This window comes from Okeania sp. (genome assembly GCF_035285525.1).
Taxonomy (GTDB): domain Bacteria; phylum Cyanobacteriota; class Cyanobacteriia; order Cyanobacteriales; family Microcoleaceae; genus Trichodesmium.
Genome location: NZ_JAYKGW010000082.1, coordinates 1 through 24,672, shown reverse-complemented (window position 1 = coordinate 24,672; position 24,672 = coordinate 1). Strand labels below are relative to the sequence as shown.

Annotated in this window: 23 protein-coding genes and 1 tRNA gene; 19 read left to right on the top strand and 5 right to left on the bottom strand. The window is 34.8% G+C overall.

Going from position 1 to position 24,672, the window contains the following annotated elements:
* The 4 genes from VKJ25_RS08095 to VKJ25_RS08080 form a co-directional block, all read left to right on the top strand.
* A partial coding sequence (locus VKJ25_RS08095) for a hypothetical protein (RefSeq protein ID WP_324236115.1) occupies nt 1-182 on the top strand: 182 nt, incomplete at its 5' end.
* Nucleotides 183-994: 812 nt separating this feature from the next.
* Nucleotides 995-1,993: a tryptophan--tRNA ligase gene (gene trpS, locus VKJ25_RS08090; protein ID WP_324236114.1), complete on the top strand. Its 999-nt coding sequence runs from the start codon at nt 995-997 to the stop codon at nt 1,991-1,993.
* A 498-nt stretch (nt 1,994-2,491) separates the two neighbouring features.
* A complete protein-coding gene (locus VKJ25_RS08085) occupies nt 2,492-3,376 on the top strand; it encodes a methylenetetrahydrofolate reductase (RefSeq protein WP_324236113.1) in 885 nt (294 codons plus the stop codon).
* Nucleotides 3,377-3,762: 386 nt separating this feature from the next.
* Nucleotides 3,763-4,032, top strand: coding sequence for a type II toxin-antitoxin system Phd/YefM family antitoxin (locus VKJ25_RS08080; RefSeq protein ID WP_324236112.1), 270 nt, complete (start codon nt 3,763-3,765; stop codon nt 4,030-4,032).
* Nucleotides 4,033-4,241: 209 nt separating this feature from the next.
* Here VKJ25_RS08080 and VKJ25_RS08075 read toward each other — a convergent pair whose 3' ends face one another.
* Nucleotides 4,242-5,528: a Glu/Leu/Phe/Val family dehydrogenase gene (locus VKJ25_RS08075; protein ID WP_324236111.1), complete on the bottom strand. Its 1,287-nt coding sequence runs from the start codon at nt 5,526-5,528 to the stop codon at nt 4,242-4,244.
* Nucleotides 5,529-6,514: 986 nt separating this feature from the next.
* Between VKJ25_RS08075 and VKJ25_RS08070 the strand changes: the two genes are divergently transcribed.
* The gene (locus tag VKJ25_RS08070) at nt 6,515-7,108 is read left to right on the top strand and encodes a DUF4126 domain-containing protein (RefSeq protein WP_324236110.1); all 594 of its coding nucleotides are present in this window, start codon (nt 6,515-6,517) and stop codon (nt 7,106-7,108) included.
* Nucleotides 7,109-7,210: 102 nt separating this feature from the next.
* On the opposite strand, the gene hemH is transcribed toward VKJ25_RS08070, so the two are convergent.
* Nucleotides 7,211-8,374, bottom strand: coding sequence for a ferrochelatase (gene hemH / locus VKJ25_RS08065; RefSeq protein ID WP_324236109.1), 1,164 nt, complete (start codon nt 8,372-8,374; stop codon nt 7,211-7,213).
* 153 nt (nt 8,375-8,527) lie between these two features.
* Here hemH and VKJ25_RS08060 point away from each other — a divergent pair, with 153 nt between their 5' ends.
* The 4 genes from VKJ25_RS08060 (at nt 8,528) to VKJ25_RS08045 (ending at nt 10,844) form a co-directional block, all read left to right on the top strand.
* Nucleotides 8,528-9,166: a class I SAM-dependent methyltransferase gene (locus VKJ25_RS08060; protein ID WP_324236108.1), complete on the top strand. Its 639-nt coding sequence runs from the start codon at nt 8,528-8,530 to the stop codon at nt 9,164-9,166.
* A gap of 431 nt (nt 9,167-9,597) precedes the next feature.
* A complete protein-coding gene (gene psbZ / locus VKJ25_RS08055; RefSeq protein ID WP_324236107.1) occupies nt 9,598-9,789 on the top strand; it encodes a photosystem II reaction center protein PsbZ in 192 nt (63 codons plus the stop codon).
* A 308-nt stretch (nt 9,790-10,097) separates the two neighbouring features.
* The gene (gene ribH / locus VKJ25_RS08050) at nt 10,098-10,679 is read left to right on the top strand and encodes a 6,7-dimethyl-8-ribityllumazine synthase (RefSeq protein WP_324236106.1); all 582 of its coding nucleotides are present in this window, start codon (nt 10,098-10,100) and stop codon (nt 10,677-10,679) included.
* Between the two features lie 93 nt (nt 10,680-10,772).
* Nucleotides 10,773-10,844: transfer RNA gene (locus VKJ25_RS08045), tRNA-Gly, on the top strand.
* Nucleotides 10,845-12,076: 1,232 nt separating this feature from the next.
* Here the strand turns inward: VKJ25_RS08045 and VKJ25_RS08040 are convergent.
* Nucleotides 12,077-12,889 carry an acyl-CoA desaturase gene (locus VKJ25_RS08040; protein ID WP_324236105.1) on the bottom strand — a complete coding sequence of 271 codons (813 nt, stop codon included), beginning with the start codon at nt 12,887-12,889 and terminating at the stop codon, nt 12,077-12,079.
* A 668-nt stretch (nt 12,890-13,557) separates the two neighbouring features.
* Between VKJ25_RS08040 and VKJ25_RS08035 the strand changes: the two genes are divergently transcribed.
* The 7 genes from VKJ25_RS08035 (at nt 13,558) to VKJ25_RS08005 (ending at nt 19,613) form a co-directional block, all read left to right on the top strand.
* The gene (locus VKJ25_RS08035; protein ID WP_324236104.1) at nt 13,558-14,787 is read left to right on the top strand and encodes a methionine gamma-lyase family protein; all 1,230 of its coding nucleotides are present in this window, start codon (nt 13,558-13,560) and stop codon (nt 14,785-14,787) included.
* Nucleotides 14,788-14,914: 127 nt separating this feature from the next.
* Nucleotides 14,915-15,064, top strand: coding sequence for a hypothetical protein (locus tag VKJ25_RS08030; protein WP_324236103.1), 150 nt, complete (start codon nt 14,915-14,917; stop codon nt 15,062-15,064).
* 178 nt (nt 15,065-15,242) lie between these two features.
* On the top strand, nt 15,243-16,277 hold the full coding sequence (locus tag VKJ25_RS08025) for an ABC transporter substrate-binding protein (protein ID WP_324236102.1): 1,035 nt from the start codon (nt 15,243-15,245) through the stop codon (nt 16,275-16,277).
* A gap of 145 nt (nt 16,278-16,422) precedes the next feature.
* The gene (locus VKJ25_RS08020) at nt 16,423-17,205 is read left to right on the top strand and encodes a VWA domain-containing protein (RefSeq protein WP_324236101.1); all 783 of its coding nucleotides are present in this window, start codon (nt 16,423-16,425) and stop codon (nt 17,203-17,205) included.
* A gap of 697 nt (nt 17,206-17,902) precedes the next feature.
* On the top strand, nt 17,903-18,445 hold the full coding sequence (locus VKJ25_RS08015; RefSeq protein ID WP_324236100.1) for a TerD family protein: 543 nt from the start codon (nt 17,903-17,905) through the stop codon (nt 18,443-18,445).
* Between the two features lie 82 nt (nt 18,446-18,527).
* Entirely contained in the window at nt 18,528-18,665 is a 138-nt protein-coding gene (locus VKJ25_RS08010; protein ID WP_324236099.1) for a TerD family protein, read from the top strand.
* A 159-nt stretch (nt 18,666-18,824) separates the two neighbouring features.
* Nucleotides 18,825-19,613, top strand: a complete 789-nt coding sequence (locus tag VKJ25_RS08005; protein WP_324236098.1) for a Uma2 family endonuclease — start codon at nt 18,825-18,827, stop codon at nt 19,611-19,613.
* A 579-nt stretch (nt 19,614-20,192) separates the two neighbouring features.
* Here the strand turns inward: VKJ25_RS08005 and VKJ25_RS08000 are convergent.
* A complete protein-coding gene (locus VKJ25_RS08000; RefSeq protein ID WP_324236097.1) occupies nt 20,193-21,275 on the bottom strand; it encodes a TMEM143 family protein in 1,083 nt (360 codons plus the stop codon).
* Nucleotides 21,276-21,284: 9 nt separating this feature from the next.
* On the bottom strand, nt 21,285-21,527 hold the full coding sequence (locus tag VKJ25_RS07995; protein ID WP_324236096.1) for a hypothetical protein: 243 nt from the start codon (nt 21,525-21,527) through the stop codon (nt 21,285-21,287).
* A gap of 306 nt (nt 21,528-21,833) precedes the next feature.
* Between VKJ25_RS07995 and VKJ25_RS24530 the strand changes: the two genes are divergently transcribed.
* From VKJ25_RS24530 to VKJ25_RS07985, 3 genes are all read left to right on the top strand, one after another.
* On the top strand, nt 21,834-21,947 hold the full coding sequence (locus VKJ25_RS24530; RefSeq protein ID WP_375340313.1) for a DUF4896 domain-containing protein: 114 nt from the start codon (nt 21,834-21,836) through the stop codon (nt 21,945-21,947).
* A gap of 260 nt (nt 21,948-22,207) precedes the next feature.
* Nucleotides 22,208-23,611: an HD domain-containing phosphohydrolase gene (locus VKJ25_RS07990; protein ID WP_324236095.1), complete on the top strand. Its 1,404-nt coding sequence runs from the start codon at nt 22,208-22,210 to the stop codon at nt 23,609-23,611.
* Between the two features lie 433 nt (nt 23,612-24,044).
* Entirely contained in the window at nt 24,045-24,329 is a 285-nt protein-coding gene (locus VKJ25_RS07985; protein ID WP_324236094.1) for a hypothetical protein, read from the top strand.
* The last annotated feature ends 343 nt before the right edge of the window (nt 24,330-24,672 follow it).

Genomic DNA, 24,672 nt, shown 5'->3' with positions numbered 1-24,672 from the left:
GGGGAGAAAAGGTTTTTGTTCGGTTTCGTTCCTCAACCCAACCTACATCAGGGAGTAGGGGAGAAAAGGTTTTTGTTCGGTTTCGTTCCTCAACCCAACCTACATCAGGGAGTAGGGGGGCAGAGGAGAAAAGATTTTTAAGGGAAGGCAGATACCCTCATTTTTTTGGTAAAACAGAATAATCTATTTATTTTTATTTAAAATAGAGTTAAGTTTATCCAATCACAAGAGTTTATAAATTATGGAAAGTATCAACATAAAAACACACATTGGTGGAGATGGAATTTTATCTCTTCGTTTACCAATTATTAATCAATAAATTGAAGCTACGGTTGTATATCAACTTATTATCAAACAAAATCATCAAGAGTCAAAATTAAAATTTGAATGTTTATTACAACAATACAAAGGTCATTTTAGTTAACAGTTATTAGTTATCAGTACCTCTCCCTAAAACCATAGCTTTAAATATTGAATTGAATATTTTTTCATCCCCTTAAAAGGAAAAGCTTGAGATATTGTTTTTTTGTCAAACTTTTACTGATAGTGCTGAATTATTACGAGAGGATAGCCTAAGTGAATAAGTTTGAAATTAATTAATAATCAATAATTAAGCATTAAATAATTCAATTTTTAAAGTTTCCCCTTTCAATGAAAACCCTAATTAGGGTTTGCTTATTTATCGGGAACCGTAAAAGTCTTTTTTTAAGGAGATGGGGTGATAGGGAGTAATTTTTTTGCCTAATTCTTGCTCAAACAGTGAGGATTTTAAGCGTAAATAGCTGAAAATCAGGTACTTTTTCCCTATTAAAAACTAAAACATTTATCTGTCAATAATTTTAGATTTATTTAGCTAGCCTAATTATCCATTATCTAGTAATTAATACTCCCTGTTCCCTGTTCCCACCTTCTGTGTTCCCAGTTAAGTGTTCCCTAAATATGTTATTGTTAAGTTTAATTAATTTTAAACAAGTAAATTTAATTTAGGAAAATAATGGGTAAAAAGCGTGTACTCTCTGGAGTTCAACCAACTGGAAACCTTCATATTGGTAATTATTTAGGGGCAATTCGCAACTGGGTAGAAGGACAAAAAGAATACGATAATTTTTTCTGTGTAGTAGATTTGCACGCTATTACGGTACCCCATAATCCGGCGACATTAGCTACAGATACTTATACTATTGCTGCTTTATATTTGGCCTGCGGTATTGACTTGGATTATTCTACTATATTTGTTCAATCTCACATTCCTGCTCATTGTGAATTAACATGGTTTCTCAACTGTATTACTCCTCTTAATTGGTTGACAGATATGATTCAATTTAAGGAAAAAGCTATTAAACAGGGAGAAAATGTGGGTACGGGTTTATTAGATTATCCTGTTTTAATGGCTGCAGATATTCTTCTTTATGATGCAGATAAGGTTCCTGTGGGAGAAGACCAAAAACAACATTTGGAACTTACTCGTGATATAGCGGTTAGATTTAATCATCAATTTGGGGAAGGAGAAACTATTTTAAAGTTACCAGAACCTTTAATTAGAAAAGAGGGTGCTAGGGTAATGAGTTTAACGGATGGTACTAGCAAAATGTCTAAGTCTGACCCTTCAGAATTGAGTAGAATTAATTTATTAGACCCCCCAGATGTAATTACTAAAAAAATTAAACGTTGCAAAACTGACCCAATTAAAGGTTTGGAATTTGATAATCCGGAACGACCAGAATGTAATAATTTATTGACTCTTTATGGATTATTTTCTAATCAAAATAAGGAAGAGGTGATAACAGAATGTCAAGATATGGGATGGGGTAAATTTAAACCTTTATTAACTGAAGCAACTATTACAGCTTTAACTCCTATTCAAACTAAATATCAAGCAGTAATAGATGATAAAGGTTATCTTGAATCTGTTTTAAAATCAGGAAAAGAAAAAGCCGAAGCGATCGCTAATCAAACTCTAGAAAAAGTTAAAAAAGCACTGGGATATAATTAATAATTAATAATTAGGGTTGGCTGAAAAGTCTTTTAGTAGCAGGGAGAAGCCAGAATCCAGAATCCACGAGGAATAAGAATCATAGAAGAGTAGGGACGCTCTTATGCAACGTCCCTACAGAAGAATCTTACCCTAATTTTTTACCCCTCGAAATGCCGAAAATCCTAGATTTTTAAGCTGGAATCACCTAAAAGCTGGTACTTTATTAGTATCTATAAATCCTGAAAGCAATGCCCGTAAACACTTTGATATTTAATCACCAAGCCCTAATTAATAATTACAGTGGATTACACATTGATGAGTTACAGTTCTGGATATCCCCCTAACCCCCTTCTCAAGCGGGGGAGTCTTCAAAGCCCTGCTTTGTAGGTAATCTTCAAAGTCCCCCTTTCAAAGGGGGATTTAGGGGGATAGTTTTCATTATTAATTATTAATTAACAAATCGCTGAATCCTCAAAAATTAACAACTTTACCATAACAAAAAACCAATAAAAATCAATGAATAAATTTCGCAACGCTATCAAATCTGGAGAATTTTTAATCACTGCTGAAGTTGCACCACCCAAGGGAGCAGACCCTACTCACATGATTAAAATGGCTGAAACTCTCAAGGGTAGAGTTCATGCTATTAATGTTACCGATGGTAGTCGTGCTGTCCTCAGAATGTCTTCCTTAGCAGCTTGCATAATCTTAAAAAATCATGGCCTCGAACCAATATGTCAAGTAGCTTGTCGCGATCGCAACCGCATAGCTTTACAAGCTGATTTAATGGGAGCTTCAGCTTTAGGACTTAATAACATTTTAGCTTTAACTGGCGACCCTGTAAAAGCAGGAGACCATAAAGATGCTAAAAGTGTATTTGACATGGAGTCTACACGTCTATTAAAAATGATTGGTAATTTAAACCAAGGTATTGACTGGAATGAGAAAGCTTTACCAGACGGAGCAACAGATTTATTTCCAGGTGCTGCGGTAGATCCTCAGTCTCCTAGTTTATCGGGATTAAAGAAACGATTTGAACGGAAATTATTGGCAGGTTCTCAATTTTTTCAAAGCCAATTAATTTGTGATTTTGAGAAGTTAGAAAAGTTTATGAATGAAATTGCAGTTGATAGTAATAAGCCAATTTTAGCTGGAATATTTTTATTAAAGTCTGCTAAAAATGCTGCTTTTTTGAATAAGTATGTGCCAGGAGTTGAGATACCAGAACATATTATTAATCGTTTAGCAAATGCGGAAAAACCTTTACAAGAAGGAATTAAAATTGCTGCGGAACAAATTAAAATTGCCAGTCAAATTTGTCATGGAGTTCATATAATGGCAATTAAGCGAGAAGACTTAGTTCCCAAGATATTAGATATGGCAGAAATTTCAATTAAGTAACACAAACATCTTGCTTGTTGTAAGCATTCAGCTATTAGCTATCAGCTATCATCTTCTGAAAAACATCTATAATTTCTGCCTATAAATTATATGGGTTAAAAACTCAGATATATATATATAGTTGAAAATTAAAAGTAGAAGTCAAAAGAAAGCTTGACTTAGTTCATTCATTCATTAAAAAACTAAGAGCTGAATACTTACTACTTTTCTGATAGCAGTACAAGCATCTTAGCTGTTAGAAAATAACAGCCAAGATGGCTGTGCTACTGTGGTACTATCTTTCTAAAAAACTGCTTTAATATTTCACTTGGTTTTCTATCTCAAGCATCAATATATTCATAAATTAACCCATCTTGATTAAATTTAATTGATAACTGATAACTGAAATGACCAACCATTCACTCACAGATTTCCAGCATAACCCTAAGTATTTTGTCCAGCAAATTAAAGAAACACAAAAGACTATAGTTCTGACAGTTAATGGTAAAGTGGAGTTAGTTATTCAAGATGCAGTTGTCTATCAAAAATTATTAGAAAGATTAGATTATGCTGAATCAGTAGCAGCAACCCGGGAAGGTATAACAGAATTTGAACAAGATTATGCAAAACCTGCCCGTTTGGCATTAGCAGAGTTGAGAAAAAAACATGGTATTTAAACCTAGAAATTCCTCCTGATTTCCCCTCCTGGGAAGGGTTAGGGGTGGGTTGACTCCTACAAAGAGCAAAAAGACTTTATTCAGCAATCCCTAAGTATTTTTTCCAGACGGGATTAATAGTAAATACTGTTAAGTTATTCTCTAAATTCCCCATCTAATAGTAACAGTTTTTCAGGAATTAAATTAAGTTTATAGATTCTTAAATTGAGCTAATTTTTAACATAAAAATCTCTAGTTCCTTTAGCATTAATTGCTTCTCCCAATCTATTTAAACCATGCACATAAGCAGCAGTTCGCATAGAAATAGATAACTCTTGAGATATTTGCCAAATACTCTCTGTTTCTGTCACTATTTTTTTCTGCAATTTCTGATTAACTTCATCTAAAGTCCAATACAAACCACTGCGATTTTGTACCCACTCAAAATAACTTACAGTTACACCACCAGCATTAATCAAAATATCAGGAAATACATAAATTCCTTGCTCTTCTAAAACTTTATCCGCAGCAGAATTAATCGGACCATTCGCCACTTCAAAAATGAACTTTGCTTTAATATCTTTGACATTTTCTTCGGTAATTTGATTCTCCAAAGCAGCAGGAATTAAAATGTCAACATCTAAAGCTAAAAGTTCTTGATTAGTTAAAACTTTATGTTCAACAATATTACAAACAGTATCCTGACAATAAACTGCTTGTATATGTTTATTAGACTCCTTATATTGACGAATACTCGGAATATCTAAACCCTGTGGAGAATAAATTCCCCCCTGAGAATCACTAACAGCAACTACTTTATAACCACCTTGACAAAGTAACTCTGCTAAAACTGCTCCAGCATTACCAAATCCTTGGATGGCAACCGTAGTTTTTTCAGGCATATATTCAAACTTTGGCATGATAGTTTCAATGGCAAAAAAAGCACCCATTGCCGTTGCCGTATTTCTGCCCAAACTACCACCAATACTAACAGGTTTCCCAGTAATAACTGCCGGACTTAACTTCCTTTTAATAATACTATATTCATCCATCATCCAACCCATAATCATTGGGTTTGTGTACATATCCGGTGCCGGAATATCCACATCAGGACCAATAAAATCAGCGATCGCATCAATATATCCCCGACTCAAACGTTCTAATTCCATTCGAGATAATTCTTTAGGATTAATAGTAATGCCACCTTTCGCACCTCCAAAAGGTAAACTCATCACAGCACATTTAAAAGTCATCCAAAAAGCTAAAGATTTTACCTCATCAATAGACACATTAGGATGATAACGAATCCCACCTTTTGTCGGTCCTCGTGTATCATCATAACGAACTCGATAACCTTGAAAAACTCGTAATGAACCATCATCCATCCTGACAGGAATTGAAACTATTAAAGTAGCTTTAGGATATTTGAGGCGCTCTTTTGTATCTTCTGAAAGAGAGACATATTTTAAAGCTTTTTCTAATCTACGACTAGCATCATCAAACAAAGAATTTGTCATAAATACCTCTTGGTTATAACTAAATTTATTTTTATATTTCGATCATAAATCTTTTGTCTTTTAATTGACTCTAATAGTTAAAAAAATTAATAATATTTTATTTCAAATCTGCACCGAACAACAGAATTAGTTAAAAGTTATTAAATCCTGTGTTAAATACAAAAAAATGTGCTAATTACCAAATTAATTACATATATTTAGGATGGCTATAGATAATTAATTTTGCATAGACAATTACTCATCTTGCCTATTAATTTTTAGTAGCTAAAATTAATTCAAACTAACTTTTTTTAAGAGGATAAAAAAAAAGAAGATTTCCTACTTCAAACCTTCTTATTCCATTAAGTACTGATAACGTAAGCATTCAGCCGTCAGCTATCAGCCAGCCTCTTTCAGAGGAGCTTCGCTAATTATTAACTTATCCTGTTTGTCAGGAGGAATTAATCTGCAAAAAGTGAAATATAAAGAAAAAGATCGTCCGCTAATTTTAATCAGTTCTGTACATTTGCTCGGCTATTAGCTGACGATGCAGACTGCTAATAACTGAATGCGAGCGCATTCCGCAGGAAATGCTTACCTGATAACTGATAACTGATAACTGAAATAACGCTCCATTTTGCTCAAAAAAAGTTATAATTATTAAGTCAATTAAATATTTTGTGCCGTAAGCATTCAGGTCTGGGAATTGCATTATTTTTGATTTTGTGCATGATCAGTGTTTCCCAACTAAAAACTGTATCTAAGAATACTAAATAATTTATAAGTCAGACTAAAAAATCTATGGAAATTCATAAATACTATGATTATTTGTCAACCCCAACACCTGAATAGCTACTTCAATTCTAAATTCTTACTTTGTGCCTTTTGCTTTTCAACCAAAATCTTTGTGGACTATATAAATCAAAACTGCTATCAAGTCTAAACTTTTCCCAATATCAAGAAAGAAAATATATAATACATAAAAACCATACTTTTATTTGTACTTTATGGTAGAAGTCCTCGCAGCCTTGTCTGCATCAGCCGCCGCAGGTATCAGAATAGCATTACCTCTACTGCTAATAGGTTTATTGCAAAACGACCTATGGGCAAAAGTTCCTCTCCTCTCTAAAGTATCTCCTCAAATAGTGGTCGGAATTTTAGTTAGTTGGTCTTTGTTTGAAATATTTGCCTCAAAAAAACTTTTAGGTCAGCGCATTCTTAACTTAGTTCAACTTATATTTAGTCCCATAGTCGGAACAATTATGAGTATGGCGATCGCTGAAGCTACTAATATAAAAGGTTGGTTAATTATAGTTATTGGAGTTGTGGGAGGTTTATTTGCCTTGGTACTCCAACTGGTTCAAATTGGATACTTTTTTAGGTGGCGTGGTTTACCCTTCTGGATGATATTATCTCAAGACATTCTCTGCATTTGTCTAGTAATTTTTGCCTTTGACGCACCAGAACAGGGAGGATTAATTGCTTTACTATTATTATGGCTAGCTATTCGTAGTTATCAAAATTGGTATTTATGGTATCGAGGAAAAAGAAAACGAAGTGTTAGTATTAGTCCACAAACTTCTGACAAGAATTTTGATTAAGATTAACTAGCATTACAATAGAAATTTGCCAAAACATTGGCCAGGGAAACCCCTGGCTCAAGAATCTTACGTTGTCTCATACAGCACAACTTTAGGAATATGTCAAAGTAAACCAGCCAAGTGTAAAGGACCATAACCAGTAATCAACTCCAACAACAACGCCATAAAGCCAAGCATTGCTAATCGTCCATTCCAAACTTCTGCTGTAGTAGTTAATCCCCACTGCCATCTTTCTTGAGGATACATTTTGATAATTTTTTTCATTTTGATGGCATCAGAAAAATCGCGACTTGGAGCATCTAAAGCTTCCACAACCAAATCTGCTAAATCATTAATAAATACTGGGTGAGTATTCAAAGCAGGTACTCGGTAAAAATTAGTAATTCCGGCTTCTTCTGCCACCTCACGGTATTCCATATCAATTTCTTGCAGAGTTTCAATATGCTCAGAAACAAAGCTAATAGGAACTACCAATAAATCTTTCACCCCACTATCTGCCAATTCTTGAATAGCATCTTCAGTGTAAGGCTTCAACCATTCTACCGGACCTACTCTACTTTGATAGGCAAGAGTATGAGCATTTGGACGGTTCAGAGATTTCATAATTCTATTTACACAGTCTTCAATTTCTGCTTGATAAGGGTCTCCTGCTTCTTCAACGTAACTAACAGGTACACCATGAGCGCTGAAAAAGATATGTACTTGCTCCGAGTTTGGACAATGGTCTAACTCTTGAGCTATTAATTCTGCCATTGCCTCAATATACCCTGGTCGTTGATACCAAGAAGGAATAACAGTATATTCAATTTTATCTAATTCTGGGTCTTGTTGCCAAAGTTTATCAAGTAACCGAAAACTCGAACCACTTGTACTGATAGAATATTGGGGATAAAGTGGTAAAATAACTAATTTTTCTACTTGGTCGCGCTTAATTCTAGTCAGAGCTTCTTCTGTAAAAGGATGCCAGTAACGCATTCCTATATAACTTTGAGCTTCTAACCCTTTTTCTTCTAACTGCTTTTGAATAGCTAAAGCTTGCTGTTCGGTAATCGATCTTAATGGAGAGCCACCACCAATTTCCTTATAATTTTCCTGAGACTTTTTAAAACGCATACTGGAAATGAACCACGCTAAGGGTTTTTGTAGCCAAGGAAAAGGCAAACGAATAATTTCTGGGTCAGAAAATAAATTGAAGAGAAAGGGGCGCACATCCTCTAGTTGTTCAGGCCCACCTAAATTAAGTAATAATACTCCTATGCGACTCATAGTTGAAATAAGGCTCCCATTTTAATATTTGTTACTAAATTTAACATATTTATATTTTCTTAATTATATTTTCCTGACAATGTACCGTCAACTAATAGACCAAAACTATTTGAGTCGAGTATAAATAAAAATCATAACTTTTGATTAAAAAAAATGGCAACAATTTTCAGAGACTGGAGTTATAAATATCAATGGTTGTACGACGGAATTTCTCGTTTAGCAGCTCTTACTGTTGGGGGAGAAACTCGCTTTCGCCAACTGGCTTTGCAAGGTTTAATTATTAACCAAAATACTCAGATACTTGACCTTTGTTGTGGTAGTGGTCAAGCCACTAATTTTCTAGTTCAACACTCTCAAAATGTCATAGGATTAGATGCTTCTCCACGATCAATAAATAGAGCCAAAAAAAATGTACCATCAGCAAGATATGTTGAAGCATTTGCTGAAGATATGCCATTCTCAAATAATCAATTTGATTTAGTACATACCAGTGCTGCTTTACATGAAATGAACCCTGAACAATTACGGCAAATTCTGCAAGAAGTTTACCGAATTTTGCAGCCAGGTGGAATTTTTACTTTTGTTGATTTTCACAGTCCGACTAATCCTTTATTTTGGCCGGGAATAGCAATATTTTTCTGGTTATTTGAAACAGAAACTTGCTGGAATTTTATCAACACAAATATATTAGAATTATTAAAAGAAATAGGGTTTAATTTAGTTGATAATGAATCACCTAAAACTGTTTTATACGCTGGAGGTAGTCTTCAGGTAGTGCAGGTGAAAAAATGAATAGAAAAAGGGTATATCTCAATAACTAGAAATAAAGCCTGAAACTTTTGCTAATTCGACCATTACCTGTTGCCTATTCCCTAAATTAGGGTTGGCTGATTAAATCTCAAAGTCTTTACATACACAGGACTTACGCGAATATACTATATATAGAGTTGAGAACCTGTTGCATATGGGATTAACACTATATCTAGTGTTTCCGCGTAAGTCCTGATACAAAGATTTTAGCATTTTTAGATTTGGGCAGGAAAATCAAGGAACAATTGTTTCTCCCACCCTCCCCACACGAACCACCCTCCCCACACGAACCACACTGTGATTTTTTCAGCAAATTCTACTTAAATTTAAAAAGCGGGAGAATGTCCTACGCACAGTTTATGATAATCTAATTCCCTATAGGATTAATTTGTTGTTGCACCGGGAGTAAAAAAATGTTAACATTCCTATTTCAATTCGTACTACTTCTATTAGTAGTCTTATCTTTTATCCTCGTAGTAGGCGTGCCTTTTGCTTATGCTTCTCCTCAAGTCTGGAGTCAAGGTAAACCTTTGATTTTTATCGGTTCTGGTTTGTGGGTAGCACTGGTAATTGCAGTGGGTGTTTTAAACTTTTTAGTAGTTTAGGCCAAATTCAGTTATTAGTTGTCAGTACCGACTACTAAAGCTATTTAAGGAAGGCTATTGGCCTGATTTTTGGTGATATTAACCTAAACTGATAATATCTAAAATCTAAAGTTAAGAAACAATGAATATTACAGCACTTTTCATGTGAGTAGTCCACAAAGTAGGGACGTTACATTTAAGGTCCCTACAAGGTTATCGTTGATTTGGTTTATTAATCTGAAAATTGCTGTAAGACATACAGGGATAGCGAGTTAGTGCTTGTTATCTCTGAACTTTTATCTACATAATTAACATAAAAAAATTCTAAAATGACAGTTTTTGAGGGAACATTTACTCAAGTTGACTCCTTACGCTTTGCTATTGTAATTGCTCGTTTCAATGACTTAATTACTGGTAAATTACTGGAAGGTTGTCAAGATTGTTTAAAACGCCACGGGGTCGATCCAAATCCAAATGGGACTCAAGTTGATTATATCTGGATACCAGGAAGTTTTGAAATTCCTCTAGTAGCACGTCAATTAGCTATGAGTAATAGCTATGATGCTGTAATTTGTTTAGGAGCTGTAATTAAAGGTCAAACTCCTCATTTTGATTATGTAGCTGCTGAAGTATCTAAAGGAGTTGCTGCCGCAGCATTTCAGACTGGAGTACCTGTAATTTTTGGAGTTTTGACCACGGATACCATGCAGCAAGCTTTGGAGAGAGCTGGTATTAAAAGTAATAAAGGTTGGGAATATGCCATGAATGCTTTGGAAATGGGAAGTTTGATGCGTCAACTCAAGAATAGTATCAATTCATCATCTAGTAGTTATAGTATCATGGGTAAAGCTCAAGCCTTACCAGTGACTTCTAACAGCTTTATCGAGTCTGATGTATCTCCAGAAGTATGACAAAGGTCATCAGAGATTGACTTTCAAAAAAAATTCTGTTGAGGGGTTGACAAATAAAATTATTTGTGACAATATAAATATTAAGGAATAGTTGCGGGTATAGCTCAGTGGTAGAGCGCAACCTTGCCAAGGTTGATGTCGCGCGTTCGAATCGCGTTACCCGCTTAACATAAATCTTAAATAACCTTTCCTCTCTTCTCTGAGATTATTGTGAAATCTACTAGGATTTTACGAATAGTTAAGTATTATTCTTATGCAATATCAAAAAATGTAGGGAAAGTTTTATGCAACTTCTCTACATTGTTTTTTCTATAGAAAAATTAATTTAGCTTCTGTATTGCCTAGTCTAGGGAATAGCACAATATAAATTATCCCAATCTTCTACTCTATCGTTCGTTAACCGAATTTTCGTAACTAATGGGATATTTTTTTGGCATGGCAATCTCTTAATATTGGGTTTCGTTCCTCTACCCAACCTAGACCTACTATTCCTCTTAACTCTTTACTACTCTCGACTCTCTACTCCCTCTTCCCTACCTTAACAAAAAAAAAGACTTTTGATCCCTAACTCTAAATAATGGGATATTTTTTGACATGGTAGTCTCTTAATGTTGGGTTTCGTTCCTCTACCCAACCTATATCTAAATCTACTATTCCTCTTAACTTTTTACTACTCTCTACTCCCTCTTCCCTACCTTAACAAAAAAAAAGACTTTTGAGCGCCAACTCTAACTAATGGGATATTTTTTTGATATGGAAGTCCCTTAATAGTTACTACTGGATAGTTTCATCTTAATAATGATGCATATAGATGTAGGTTGGGTTGTTTCGCGTTCCGCGACATGGAAAGCGGAGCATTCCGTCAGGAAATGCGCACTCCATTATTGCGTTTGCCTAGCATTCCGCAGGAAACCATGGATGGAACGTAGCTTACTTCTGTACAGGAGGAAGTAACCCACCAACAAAAATCTTTCTCCCGTAGACGTTGTATGCAACTTCCCTACCCCGACCCTTTACTCCCTAGTATACTATTTTATTGTAGGTGAAACATTCCACTACTAGAGTGTTTCATCTTAAATGGTGCATTACTTTTTGGTTGTAGCTAGACAAGGAAGACAAGGGAGAAAATCTAATGCACCATTTTAGCTGCGTCGTTCCAATACAACAAAATACAAAATATAGATTTAACTAAAGTTTTGAGCGCCGGGATTACCATTAACTGAAAACTATATTAAGTAAACATTCAGCTATCAGTCAGATATCAATAATAAAAATGATTCCTTCATTCATTTCGTTTAACTTCTAATACACTTTTAACCAAAGAACTAAAGCATAATAATGACAAGATTGACTTGTTAACTAAAAATGAAACTGATGGCTGAATGGTAAATACTTACCTATTTTGTTGCTAATTTTATATCAGTCGCTAAACCAAAAATTTGCAAGAATTGAATCATCATCCAAGTCGTATCAATTTCCCACCATTGTAAACCATGACGTGCTGAATATTGAAAAGCATGATGATTATTGTGCCAACCTTCACCATAAGTTAATACAGCCACCCACCAACAGTTAGTAGAATCATCACCAGAATCATAAGTACGATAACCAAACTTATGAGTAGCACTATTCACTAACCAAGTACAGTGAAAAACAACAACTAATCTAAAGAAAACACCCCAAACTACAAAAGGCCATCCTCCTATTAGGTAGAGCAAAATACCAAAGGCAACTTGAATGGGAATAAAATAAGTATCCAAGAACTTATAAACAGGGTCTTCTGCTATATCTTTAATGTAGCGAGGAACTTCAGACTTAATTGGTAATTCATGGATCATCCAACCCATGTGACTCCACCAAAAGCCACGACTAGAGTCATGGGGATCTTTTTCATTATCTGAATGTATATGATGAAGACGATGTAAACCTACCCAGTCACAAACTCCCCCTTCACAAGCAAGTGTGCCACAAAAAACCAAGAAATATTCTAGCCACTTAGGTGTCTTAAAACTACGATGTGCTACCAAACGATGAAACCCTAAAGTAATGCCTAGACCACCTGTGAGCCAATGTAAAAATACTGCTAGACCAACTGCAGTCCAACTAAAGTTACTAGGAACTAAGACAAAAAGAGCTCCAATGTGAAGGAATGCCATAAAGGCTATTATCGGCCAATTCAGCGAAAGTTTTTCTGATGTCGAAATTGTCATAAAAAATCTCTAAATTACGAACTTTGTTGCTCAGACAAGAGCTATTTTCAGCACAAAATTTTGAGGATGTGGAAAATATTTTGGTAATAATTAACTATTTAATCTATTAATAAAAATATTTTCATAAGAACATCCTGAGTAATATTAAATGTTTAAGTTTAAATCCATTTTTAGATAGTGATAGTGTAAGATAGCTTACCCTGAACTAATTTTAAAAAAATATAAAAAATAAGGTAGAGCAATTATCTTAGCAAGTAAGCATTCGGCGGTCAGCTATTAGAGTTCAGCTATTAATTTTGGATAAATTAAAAGCAACCATTGAAATTGAGAAAGAATAAAAAGTTATTGTAGAAATCTCTTTCCTAAAGTTCAGAAGTAATTATTTATTACTAATTGCTGAATTGCGCAGTTTTCCTCCAGGAGGCTAGCTGACTGCTAATAGCTGTTTTGGCAGGATTACACAAAAAATGCTTACCTTAGCATTACCTATTTCAGATAATAGTTTAACTTAAAAAACAAGATAAATTACTATGTTCACATTAAGTAAAACAAAAATTTTTTTATTGCGCTTTTTTCTAAAAAATTACATTTTTTTATTTAATTGTCGATTTGAACATTAATTAAAATGTCACATTCTATTAACCATACCACAAATAAAGTAAATAAATATGAACAGCCTCAAATATCTACAAGCAGCAGAAGAAAACCTATTTCCCCTATTTTCCCAAATTGATGGCCTGGTTAAGCAAAATCTAAAACGGGTTATAGATGCTTTTCGTCATCATCGAGTGGGTGTCCATCATTTTTCTGGAGTAACTGGTTATGGCCATGATGACTTGGGTCGGGAAACTTTGGACAAGGTTTTTGCAGAGGTGATGGGGGCCGAGGCCGCAGCAGTAAGAGTCCAATTTGTTTCGGGAACCCACGCGATCGCCTGTGCTTTGTTTGGGACTTTGAGGCCGGGGGATGAAATGTTGTCGGTGGCTGGTCCTCCTTACGATACTTTGGAGGAAGTGATTGGTCTGAGGGAGGAAGGTCAAGGTTCTCTGAAGGAATTTGGGGTTAGTTACCGGGAGTTACCTTTGACGGAAACTGGGACAATAAATTGGCAAGGGTTGGAATCTGCAATTACGGAAAAGACTCGTCTGGCTTTGATTCAACGTTCTTGTGGTTATTCTTGGCGACCTAGTTTGTCTATTACAGAAATTGAGCAAATTGTCAAGATGGTTAAGGAACAAAATCCGGAAACGGTTTGTTTTGTGGATAATTGTTATGGGGAGTTTATTGAAGACCGGGAACCGACGGCAGTGGGGGCGGATTTAATGGCGGGGTCTTTGATTAAGAATCCTGGTGGTACAATTGTTATGGCGGGTGGGTATGTGGTAGGTAGGGCAGATTTGGTGGAAGCTGCGACTTGTCGGTTAACTGCTCCTGGTATTGGTAGTAGTGGGGGGGCGACTTTTGAGCAAAATAGGTTGTTGTTTCAAGGTTTATTTTTGGCACCACAAATGGTGGGGGAGGCGATGAAGGGAAATCATTTGGTGGCTTATGTTTTTGATAAGTTGGGTTATCCGGTTAATCCTTTGCCTCTGGAAAAACGACGGGATGTTATTCAAGCGGTGAAGTTGGGGTCTCCAGAGAAGTTAATTGCTTTTTGTCGAGCTATTCAGCAATATTCTCCTGTGGGGTCTTATTTAGATCCGGTTCCTGCACCGATGCCTGGATATGAAAGTCAGTTGGTAATGGCAGGTGGTACTTTTATTGATGGGTCTACTTCTGAATTTTCAGCAGATGGACCTCTGAGGGAACCTTATGTGGTGTTTTGTCAGGGGGGGACTCATTGGACTCATGTAGCGATCGCTTTGGAAAGTGTTATTGAGGCAGTAGGATTTTGTTAAGTCAAAATTCAAAAGTAAGATTTTATCGCCTATATTCTGTACTATTTTGTCAAAGTTATTCAAAAATTTTAAAGGTGTTAAGTTATTTCCTTTAATAGGTTTAGTTAACTTATAAGATTTTATTAAAATGGATGATGATAATTTAGAAATTCCACCTATTTCTATGGAACGAAAAAACTCTTCAATTAGTCTGAATATAAATAGGGCATATTTGACAGAGTTCGTGGTTTTTATTTTAGACAAACCAGAGTCGGTTGAGGGAGATATAGAAGGTTAATTCGAGATAGATTTTGAAGGATTTGAACAACTTAATTACATAATTGATGACAGAATAACAAAGCAAAATTAGTCTGTGTTGGTGGAATTTAGATCTAAGTTATTTTTCAATTTGTCTGCTGAAAATGCTAAACTATTGAAAGAAGAAAATAAATACTCTATCAAACCTAGTAAAAAAGATGAATAATATTAATCGTCGTCAATTTATTCAGTATAGTAGCCTAGCTATTGGCAGTGGTATATTAACAAGTTGTACTAATACAAATAACTCTAATTCAACAACTAAAACTGACAAAAATCTTGACAAAGTTACTTATGGAACTAACTGGTATGCTCAAGCCGAACATGGGGGTTTTTATCAAGCGATCGCTACAGGAATTTATGAAGATTATGGTTTAGATGTTACTATTAGAATGGGAAATGCTCAAGTCAATGGAACTCAACTATTAGTAGGAGGTGCAATTGACTTTTATATGGGTTCTAGTATTGAGGCAATTAGTTCTGTAGAAGCAGGGATTCCTACTATTACAGTTGCAGCTATTTTCCAAAAAGATCCCCAAGTATTAATTGCTCATCCAGGAGTAGGAAATGACTCTTTAGAACAACTAAAAGGTAAACCAATTTTAGTATCATCTTTAGCAGAAAAAGGCTATTGGCAATTTCTCAAAAATAAGTTTGATTATACAGACGATCAAAGACGGCCTTATAACAATAATATAGCTCCTTTTCTATTAGATAAAAATTTAATTCAGCAAGGTTATTTGACATCGGAACCTTTCACTATTGAGCAAAAAGGAGGTTTTAAAGCAGTAGTTATGTTATTAGCAGATGCTGGTTATTTACCTTATGCAACTACTATAGAAACCACAAAAAAAATGGTAGAAGAAAATCCTGATTTAGTTCAGAGATTTGTTGATGCTTCGATTAAAGGTTGGTCTAGTTATTTAGAAAATCCTGAACCAGCAAATCAATTAATTAAAAAAGATAATCCAGAAATGAAAGACGATTTATTAGCTTATAGTTTAGAAAAAATGAAAGAATATGGTATTGTTATTTCTGGGGATGCTACTACTAAAGGTATCGGTGCTATGACAGATGAAAGATGGAAATCATTCTTTGATAGTTTAGTAGCAGCAGGAATAATTAAGCCAGATACTAACTATAAAGAAGCTTTTACTTTACAGTTTGTTAATAAAGGAACAATGGATAATTAATAATTGATCATGAAAAGTATCTCTAATTATTAATTGGTAAGTGTAAGGACTAAGCTATTGCTTTTGGTTACTGATAACTGAAAATAAGACACCTTCTTATATGTGATTTGTTCATCAACTAGGGTTGTTTTTGTAGGGAAAAATTATGGCTATATCTCTGAAAAAAATTGAACAAGAAGCTCCAAAATTAATCGACCTGGCTAAAAAAGCAGATATGTCACTGGCCAAAGCAAATTTGAAAAACCATCAAGCTAAAGTTGCACTTTGCCTAGATATTTCTGGGTCAATGTTTTCCCTTTATTCATCAGGAAAAATTCAACGTTTAGCAGAAAAAGTTTTTGCTTTAGGATGTCGGTTTGATGATAGTGGTTCCATTGATATTTTTCTGTTTGGAGAAAATCCTCATCAGGTAGGAGAAATGACTTTAGTTAACTTCCAAAATTTTATTCCTAACATACAAGAAAAGTATCCATTAGAACCAGGAACTTATTATGGCAAGGTGATGAAAATGATTAGAAATTTCTATTTTCCTTCTGGAAATGGTGGTAGTAGAAATTCTCCTGTGGCTGCTGATCAACCTATTTATATAATGTTTGTCACTGATGGAGCAACTTCTGATGAAAAAGAGACAGAAAAACAATTAAAATGGTCATCTTTTGAACCGATTTTTTGGCAGTTTATGGCTATCGGTAAGTCACATAAGGATGTTTCTGGAAAAGGATTTTTTGGTTGGTTAGAAAAAGCATTTGCTAGTGACTTTAGCTTTCTGGAAAAACTTGATGAAATGAGCGATCGCTATGTTGATAATGCAAATTTCTTCAGTCTAGAAGACCCAGAAAGTATTTCCGATGACAAACTTTATGACTTGTTAATGACTGAATATCCTGCTTGGGTAAAATTAGCTCATAATCGACATTTACTTAAGTGAAAAAGTAAGCATTTAGCCGTCAGCTATGAGCTATCAGCTATTATTTTTGGTTTTAGATTTAATGTCAAATCTGGTAATATCGGTAGAATTAAAAGCCGTAGGGATTTGGAGACCAAATCTCTGACAAACTATGAGTTTTCCCCCTTTTCTGATGGTGATGATTTTCTGATGGTGATGATATAACTTTATTCTCTAAAGCAAGCAGATTTGATATAATCGCCTATTTTTAAGACTATACTTTATAAACATCTCTCTTGACATAAAACTTGATAATAGGTAGTTTTAAAGGCAGAATATTATTGCTGTTAACACAGTTCCTCCGCAGGAGGCTAGCTGAGGTGCTAATAGCTGAATGCTTATGTGAAAAATTCTACTTTAGAAGTAGTTTAACTGATAATTTAAAAGCTGTTTGTGTCAGATAAGTAATAAATGTTTACCAGAAAATTACTTTTCACTTAAAACTGATAAATGATAACTAAAAAGGAGTAAATTATGTCTATTAATCTTAGCTATTAGTAGGGTGCGTTAGCGGTAGCGTAACGCACCAAGAATCTATATATATAGAATCTATATATAGTCCTTTTGCCTAAGTCCTGTGATAACTTAAAAACTGTTTGTCTCATATCACTAATAAATGCTTACCAGTAAGTTAATTTTCACTTAAAACTGATAAATGATAACTAAAAAGGAGTAAATTATGTCTATTAATCTAAGTAAAGGTGAAAGATTGAATCTTTCCAAAGAATCTCCTAATTTAACCCAAGCTGGTATTGGGTTAGGATGGGATGTAAATACTACAGATACAGGTGCAGCATTTGATTTAGATGCTTCTGTATTTATGTTAGGAAATAATGGTAAAATTCCTGATGAGAAATACTTTGTTTTTTATAACAACTTGTCATCACCAGATGGTTCTGTAAAACATTCAGGAGATAGTAGAACTGGAGAAGGTTCGGGAGATGATGAACTAATAGAAATAGATTTAACTAAAGTAGACGAAACTATTCAAGAAATACTATTTGTAGTGACGATCCATGAAGCAGATGAAAGAAGACAAAACTTTGGGCAAGTCAGAAATTCTTTTATTAGAATTTATGATATTAGCACAGGAGAAGAAGTCACTAAATATGAATTAGAAGAAGATTTTTCTAGAGAAACTGCTTTAGAGTTTGGGAGGCTTTATCGTAAAGATAATGATTGGAGATTTCAAGCTGTAGGACAAGGTTATAATTCTGGTTGACAAGGGTTTGTTGATAAGTATACTTCTTAGTTTTTAAGTAGGTTGGGTTAAGCGTATCTCGAAGCCAACATATATCTAATTATTGTTGGGTTTGGTTCCTCAACCCAACCTACGAAATTTCACATTAACTAGAGAAACTGTTTTAGAGTTTGGGAGGCTTTATCGTCAAGATAATGATTGGAGATTTCAAGCTGTAGGACAAGGTTATAATTTTGGTTGACAAGGGTTTGTTGATAAGTATACTTCCGCTTCGTAGGCTGAAACTTTGGGGATTTTTTTTAAGGTAGATTCTAGTTTGTTTAGAATGGAAAAAGAAAATTAATAGAATAGATTCAAAACCTAAGAAGCAAATATTTTGTCCTTTAAGTAAATTAGTAAGATGAATATGATATCTAAAATTAAAACAGAAGAAACAGAAGAATTAACTACTCCTAGTATTAATCATTTAGTCATAGAATATGAAACTCCACTTGAACCCGATATTAGTCATTTAATCATAGAGGATGATACTCCAGTGGATAATTTTCACTCAGAAAAACAACAACGTCTCCTGACTAACTGTTTATATGATTCATGGTCTGGTGTAGATGGCAACAGTCAATTCTTGGCAGCAGCAAATGTGGGAGTGTTTTATTCTACAGGAAAACCAGCTTTAGTGCCTGATGTTTTTCTGAGTTTAGATGTGACAATACCCGATGACTGGACTGAAAAAAAAGACCGCAGCTATTATACTTGGAGATTTGGTAAAGCACCAGATGTAGTAGTGGAAATAGTTTCTAATAAAGTCGGAAACGAGTTGGGTAGTAAACTTAAAGATTATGCCCGGATGGGAGTTGGTTATTATGTGGTTTTCGAGCCGCTCCAAATCTTGGGTGAATCTTTGCTGCAAGTGTATGAGTTGAGAGCGATCGCTTATCAGCAAATTACGGAAACTTGGTTAGAAAAAGTTGGGTTGGGGTTAACTTTATGGTCAGGAAAATTTGAGGGAAAGGAGGATGTTTGGTTACGTTGGTGCGATGTTGAGGGAAATGTTATTCCTACTGGTGCCGAACGTGCGGAACAGGAGAAGCGGGAAAAGGAGTTGGCTTTACAACAGGTTGAAGAGGAAAAGCAAAAAGTGGCACAACTTGAGGCAAGGTTGCGAGCATTGGGTATTGAGCCAAATTAAGTTAAAAGTTAATTGAGTAGGTTGGGTTTTGCTACGCAACATGAAAAGCGTATCTCGAACCCAACATATACTTAATTATTGTTGGGTTTCGTTCCTCAACCCAACCTACGAAACTTGAGGCAAGGTTGCGGGAATTAGGTATTGAGCCAAGTTAAGTTAAAAGTTAATTGAGTAGGTTGGGTTAAGTGTATCTCGCAACCCAACATCTACCTAATTATTGTTGGGTTTCGTTCCTTAACCCAACCTACTAGACTAGACTTAACTTTCCTCACCTACAACTAAATACCACAGCGCATCAATACCTCTGCCGACATATTCGGAATCTTGATGTTGTTGAATTGATTAGACATCTCCAAAAATAAAAAATAGAATCAATTCTCCCATACGAAAGCATCAATTACTCTTCCCTGTTCCCTGTTCCCAGTTAAGTGTTCCCTTTTTTTACGAACATTATCAATTATCCACAGGACTAAAGCCATGTGAACCCAGAAACCCGGTTTCTCATAGACATCTATTGCTCAAAACAAGGATTTATCGTAGAAACCGGGTTCCTCCCGTGTAAGTCCTAATCCATTAATTTTAAGCATAATTAAACAGATTATCCCAGATATAATCTATTAATTGTTTGGCATCATCTAGGGACAATACTTGACAACAACCATTTTCATCATAGCTTAATAATGGTATCTCTGAAACTTTATTCTCATCTTCACCATCTCTGACAATTTTGCCCTGAATTTTTGTTAAATTATTCAAAGGTCCGTTAATATCAAAATCAATTTTAGTATCAAAATTTTCCTCCATCCAGACTTCAATTTTTTCATCCAATTGTTTTGGATTTAGAGGTGTATTAGTCGTTAATAAATGATAATAAACTAAAATAATTTCTTTGCATTCTTCTTCTTCGGCATCATCAATTAAAGTTTTAAATACACCAGAATTATTAGCAATATTTTTGCAAAATAAGGTTTCTGTTACTTGTTTTTGAAACTTAATATGTTTAGTTTGATATTGACTATATTGCTTAAAACAAAAACCTCCTAAAGTCACTAATAAAGATAATGAAGCTAATAAAAGTCCGGTCATATTTTTCACATCTTCTGGATTAGCTCTCAACTTTAATTGTTCCACATAATTAGGACCAAAAGACAAAAATACAATTACGCCAATAATTAGTAAAAGTTGAGGTAAAATTTTCAGAGTAATAGGTATGGCTGTAGCAATAGCCGGAACTATTAAAATCAGACGATCTTTCAAAGTCATGCTAACTTTGACATTAGGAAATAAAAATTCTATATCACTTTTCGGAATATTTCTGTAGAGAGAAATATAAATTTTACTAGGAAGTAAATTAGACTCTTTCAGAGAATTATCAGAAGTATTATTATTTTCCTTATCCTTGCACTTAATTAATAAAATCACTCTTTCAAAAATATCAATTTTCTTTTGGATTTTTCGGAAAAACCTCTTAAAACTATATGTTTGATAAATATCTCCCCGACAGTAACAGACCATTTCTTCAAAATCATCAAAATCAATATCTGTTTTTAATTCGATTAGTGACATTTCCTGGAAAGCACGTTCTAAACTTTCCTGATATATGGGATAATAATTACCTTGTTGGAGAATTTCTCGAAAACTTTCAATTATATTAGTCTGCATTGTAGCGAGTTATAAATCAGAATAATTAGCCACATATTTAGGATTAGCATCTGGATTAAAAGGTGCATAACTTTCCTTTAATACTTCCAGCTTTTTATGTAATTTAAAATGATAATATGCCAGCAGAATAGAACAAAAATCTCTAAATTTTTGTAGAGAATATTGAGGCAATTTACCATCTTGAAGACAAAGTTCTATAATATCTCTTCGGGAATAAGGAATAAATGCTTCCCTCTTTTGAGAAACTTCCATAGTTATATACCTAAATTATATTCACAGGACTTACGCACAGACAATATATATAGAGTCTTGGTGCGTTGTGCGCTTTTTCGTATACAGAATGCTCCGCTTTCGATGTCGCGGAGCGTTATCGTATAGGGACTGCTACGCTTTCCATGTCCGCTCAAGGGCGGAAAACGCACCCTACTAATAGGGTTCATCGGTAAGTCCTAATTCAATTATATTCGGATATATTTTACCAAAGAATTAATAATTAAATAATTAAACAATTAAATAATTTAACCCTTGAAGCCTCCCCTTTAAAAGGGAAAAAAATAAATTTTTTCCTTTTGTTCAATCCTCTTTCTTTTAGGAAGAGGTAATTATCAATTATCCATTATTAAACACTTTTTTTGTCAGATCAATATAGCAATCCTAAATAGGTTTTCATAATTCAATAAATAGAAATAAACTCGGAAACTCTTGCCTATTTCCTATTCCCGAAAAGCGGTAATATTTTTATACACAAATAAAATAGAATTGCTATACTTGTATATTACTTGACAAAATCATAATAATGTGTATAAATAGGAAAAATACTGCCAAAGTAAGTTCTTTTAACTTTAGTAAATAATCATTTATTATTTGCTCAGAACTGATTACTAAAAACTAAATGCTTACAACAAATATATAAAAAAATATCCTTTAATAAAATGAATCCAGAAGCAACTTTAAATCAACTAAAAAAAGCCAGTCCTGAAGGAAAACTTCCCTCTAGTTATGGAGTTTATTTCAAAAATACATTAGTCGCTTTGTGTCATGCTTTAGAAGACCACATTTTACAAAATAACAGTACACAACCAGAAGCAAAACCATTAGTATTAGTCACATTTCAACAAGGAAAATGGTATCTCCAAGAAGCAGATCGTTATCAACAAATAGCTGAATGTAGTTCTCATGTGATGATTGCGGCAGTACCAGATAGTGGATTATCTGAACATCCTACCAGTCAGTTAGATAATGTTTCTTTAGTTAATCTGGAAACTACTGATAGTTTGGTTAATGAATGGAACCTAATCATATTAGCTCCAACTTATCGCGCTATGGTACTTTGCCATGAACTGTCTGATGATGAATATTTACCCCACGGTAAACCAACTGTAGATATAGAAAGAAAATTCTATGGTTTATGGACGTTCGAGCATGACTTAGTAGAAAAAGCAGCAAAAATACTGACAGAAAGATGTCGCCCCTATGATCCCGCATTAGCAGATGCAATTCAAAAACAACATCAGGAAATTATCAAAGCTGAAGGTGTAGCACCTACAGATATGAGTGATGTAGTTTCCAGAATAGTTTCTTATCTGCAAACAACTCAGGAACAAATGATTGCTATCAATAGACAAACCAGGGAACTTTGGGAATTAGAAGGTCAAGCATTACGAGTCAGTCGCAACCTGAATGCTAATAAGTTACAGGCATTTTTACGAATGGCACAGAAAGTAGACGAACAAGATGAAACCAACCCCATTGCTTCTTTGCAAGTTGCAGCTTTATCTGAAACTTTAGGGCAAATGTTAGATTTACCAACTTTGAAATTACGACGTTTGCGGTTAGCAGGATTATTGTTTAGAGTTGGGTTGGTTTCAGCGCCAAAAGAAGTATTTATGAAAACACCTAATGAGTTAGATGATAAAAGTTTAAATTTTTGGCAGGAAAAGAGTGTGCTGGGCGCTCAGTTATTAGCAGCAATGCCAGAGTTGGCACCAGTTACTAATATTATTGCTCATCATTTGGAATGTTGGGATGGTAGTGGTAAACCAGATGGTCTCAGAGCAGAAGAAATACCTATAGAATCTCGTATTCTTGGTTTAGTCTCTTATTTCCAAGAGTTGACACAACCACGGGGTGGACGTGCTGCTCTTGGTTTAGGAGAAGCACTAGCAATTTGTAGCGATCGCAGTGGTACTTATTTTGAACCTGCTTTAGTAGAAACTCTCAGCAATGTCATTCGACTAACAGAAATGGGTTTGATGGAATTACCAGAAAGGCCGCGTCAGTTACCTAATGTTTGGTTAGAAGAAGCTGTTAGTGTGAAAACGCCAGTACATAATTAATAATTAATAATTCATCAGGACTTACGCAAGTGCAACTTATTTTCATTGCGACGGTCGGGAAGCAATCTCAAACCCATGTTTTTCGTGTCTCATGCGTAAATCCTATTAATAATTAATTATTAATACGGCATATTTCGAGGGAATGATATAGAAAGAATCTGGTTGAAAATTGTTATTGCGACGATAGGAAGCAATCTCAAAGTTCTAGGAGATTGCTTCTTTCCACTCCGTTGCAGTCGCATAGAAAGAATCTGGTTGAAAATTGTCATTGCGACGATAGGAAGCAATCTCAAGGTTCTAGGAGATTGCTTCTTTCCACTCCGTTACAGTCGCAATGACTTGGATATCGTAGTTATCGGGATTTTATATGAGGTACAAGCTTGAATGGTAAAATTACTATAGCATCTTGCCCGCGATTAAAATATAAATTATTATGAATGAATCTCAGGCCATAACTATTCAACTGCCAAAAGAAGAAGGAAAACGCTTAGAAGCAGAGGCAAAAAGACTTGATATTTCTGTGGAAGCTTTAGCTACAATGATGCTTTGCCAAAATATCACTCAATTCAAACCTACTCGTACTATTTCCGAAGTTCTATTTCGCAAGCGAGATTTGACTAAAGATATGCCACAAGTCGATCCAGTAGAGCTAGCGCGTCTTCAAAGTTATTCTGATACAGCAAATTTCGACCAAATGATGTACAAGCTTAAATCGTAAAATTATTGTAGTGCCGGCATCTTGCCCGCGATAGCTGTACCTCATAACAAGGGAAATGACTATATACAGAGGATTTCATCTTAGTATGGTACAGCTATGACAGCCGGGAAGGCTGTGTGACAATGGTACAGCTATGACAGCCTGGAAGGCTGTGTTACAATGCTATAGCTATGACAGCCTGGAAGGCTGTGTTACAATGCTATAGCTATGACAGTCTGGAAGGCTGTGTTACAATGCTATAGCTATGACAGTCTGGAAGGCTGTGTTACAATGGTACAGCTATGACAGCCTGGAAGGCTGTGTTACAATGCTATAGCTATGACAGTCTGGAAGGCTGTGTTAC

Excerpts from the sequence above, each read along its gene's own strand:
- VKJ25_RS08030 (WP_324236103.1), top strand. The coding sequence starts at position 14,915 with ATGGATGATGATAATTTAGAAATTCCACCTATTTCTATGGAACGAAAA.
- VKJ25_RS08020 (WP_324236101.1), top strand. The coding sequence starts at position 16,423 with ATGGCTATATCTCTGAAAAAAATTGAACAAGAAGCTCCAAAATTAATC.
- VKJ25_RS08025 (WP_324236102.1), top strand. The coding sequence starts at position 15,243 with ATGAATAATATTAATCGTCGTCAATTTATTCAGTATAGTAGCCTAGCT.
- VKJ25_RS08040 (WP_324236105.1), bottom strand. The coding sequence starts at position 12,889 with ATGACAATTTCGACATCAGAAAAACTTTCGCTGAATTGGCCGATAATA.
- psbZ (WP_324236107.1), top strand. The coding sequence starts at position 9,598 with ATGTTAACATTCCTATTTCAATTCGTACTACTTCTATTAGTAGTCTTA.
- VKJ25_RS08035 (WP_324236104.1), top strand. The coding sequence starts at position 13,558 with ATGAACAGCCTCAAATATCTACAAGCAGCAGAAGAAAACCTATTTCCC.
- hemH (WP_324236109.1), bottom strand. The coding sequence starts at position 8,374 with ATGAGTCGCATAGGAGTATTATTACTTAATTTAGGTGGGCCTGAACAA.
- VKJ25_RS07990 (WP_324236095.1), top strand. The coding sequence starts at position 22,208 with ATGAATCCAGAAGCAACTTTAAATCAACTAAAAAAAGCCAGTCCTGAA.
- VKJ25_RS08015 (WP_324236100.1), top strand. The coding sequence starts at position 17,903 with ATGTCTATTAATCTAAGTAAAGGTGAAAGATTGAATCTTTCCAAAGAA.
- VKJ25_RS08085 (WP_324236113.1), top strand. The coding sequence starts at position 2,492 with ATGAATAAATTTCGCAACGCTATCAAATCTGGAGAATTTTTAATCACT.
- VKJ25_RS08070 (WP_324236110.1), top strand. The coding sequence starts at position 6,515 with ATGGTAGAAGTCCTCGCAGCCTTGTCTGCATCAGCCGCCGCAGGTATC.
- trpS (WP_324236114.1), top strand. The coding sequence starts at position 995 with ATGGGTAAAAAGCGTGTACTCTCTGGAGTTCAACCAACTGGAAACCTT.
- ribH (WP_324236106.1), top strand. The coding sequence starts at position 10,098 with ATGACAGTTTTTGAGGGAACATTTACTCAAGTTGACTCCTTACGCTTT.
- VKJ25_RS08000 (WP_324236097.1), bottom strand. The coding sequence starts at position 21,275 with ATGCAGACTAATATAATTGAAAGTTTTCGAGAAATTCTCCAACAAGGT.
- VKJ25_RS08005 (WP_324236098.1), top strand. The coding sequence starts at position 18,825 with ATGAATATGATATCTAAAATTAAAACAGAAGAAACAGAAGAATTAACT.
- VKJ25_RS08080 (WP_324236112.1), top strand. The coding sequence starts at position 3,763 with ATGACCAACCATTCACTCACAGATTTCCAGCATAACCCTAAGTATTTT.
- VKJ25_RS08060 (WP_324236108.1), top strand. The coding sequence starts at position 8,528 with ATGGCAACAATTTTCAGAGACTGGAGTTATAAATATCAATGGTTGTAC.
- VKJ25_RS07985 (WP_324236094.1), top strand. The coding sequence starts at position 24,045 with ATGAATGAATCTCAGGCCATAACTATTCAACTGCCAAAAGAAGAAGGA.
- VKJ25_RS08075 (WP_324236111.1), bottom strand. The coding sequence starts at position 5,528 with ATGACAAATTCTTTGTTTGATGATGCTAGTCGTAGATTAGAAAAAGCT.
- VKJ25_RS07995 (WP_324236096.1), bottom strand. The coding sequence starts at position 21,527 with ATGGAAGTTTCTCAAAAGAGGGAAGCATTTATTCCTTATTCCCGAAGA.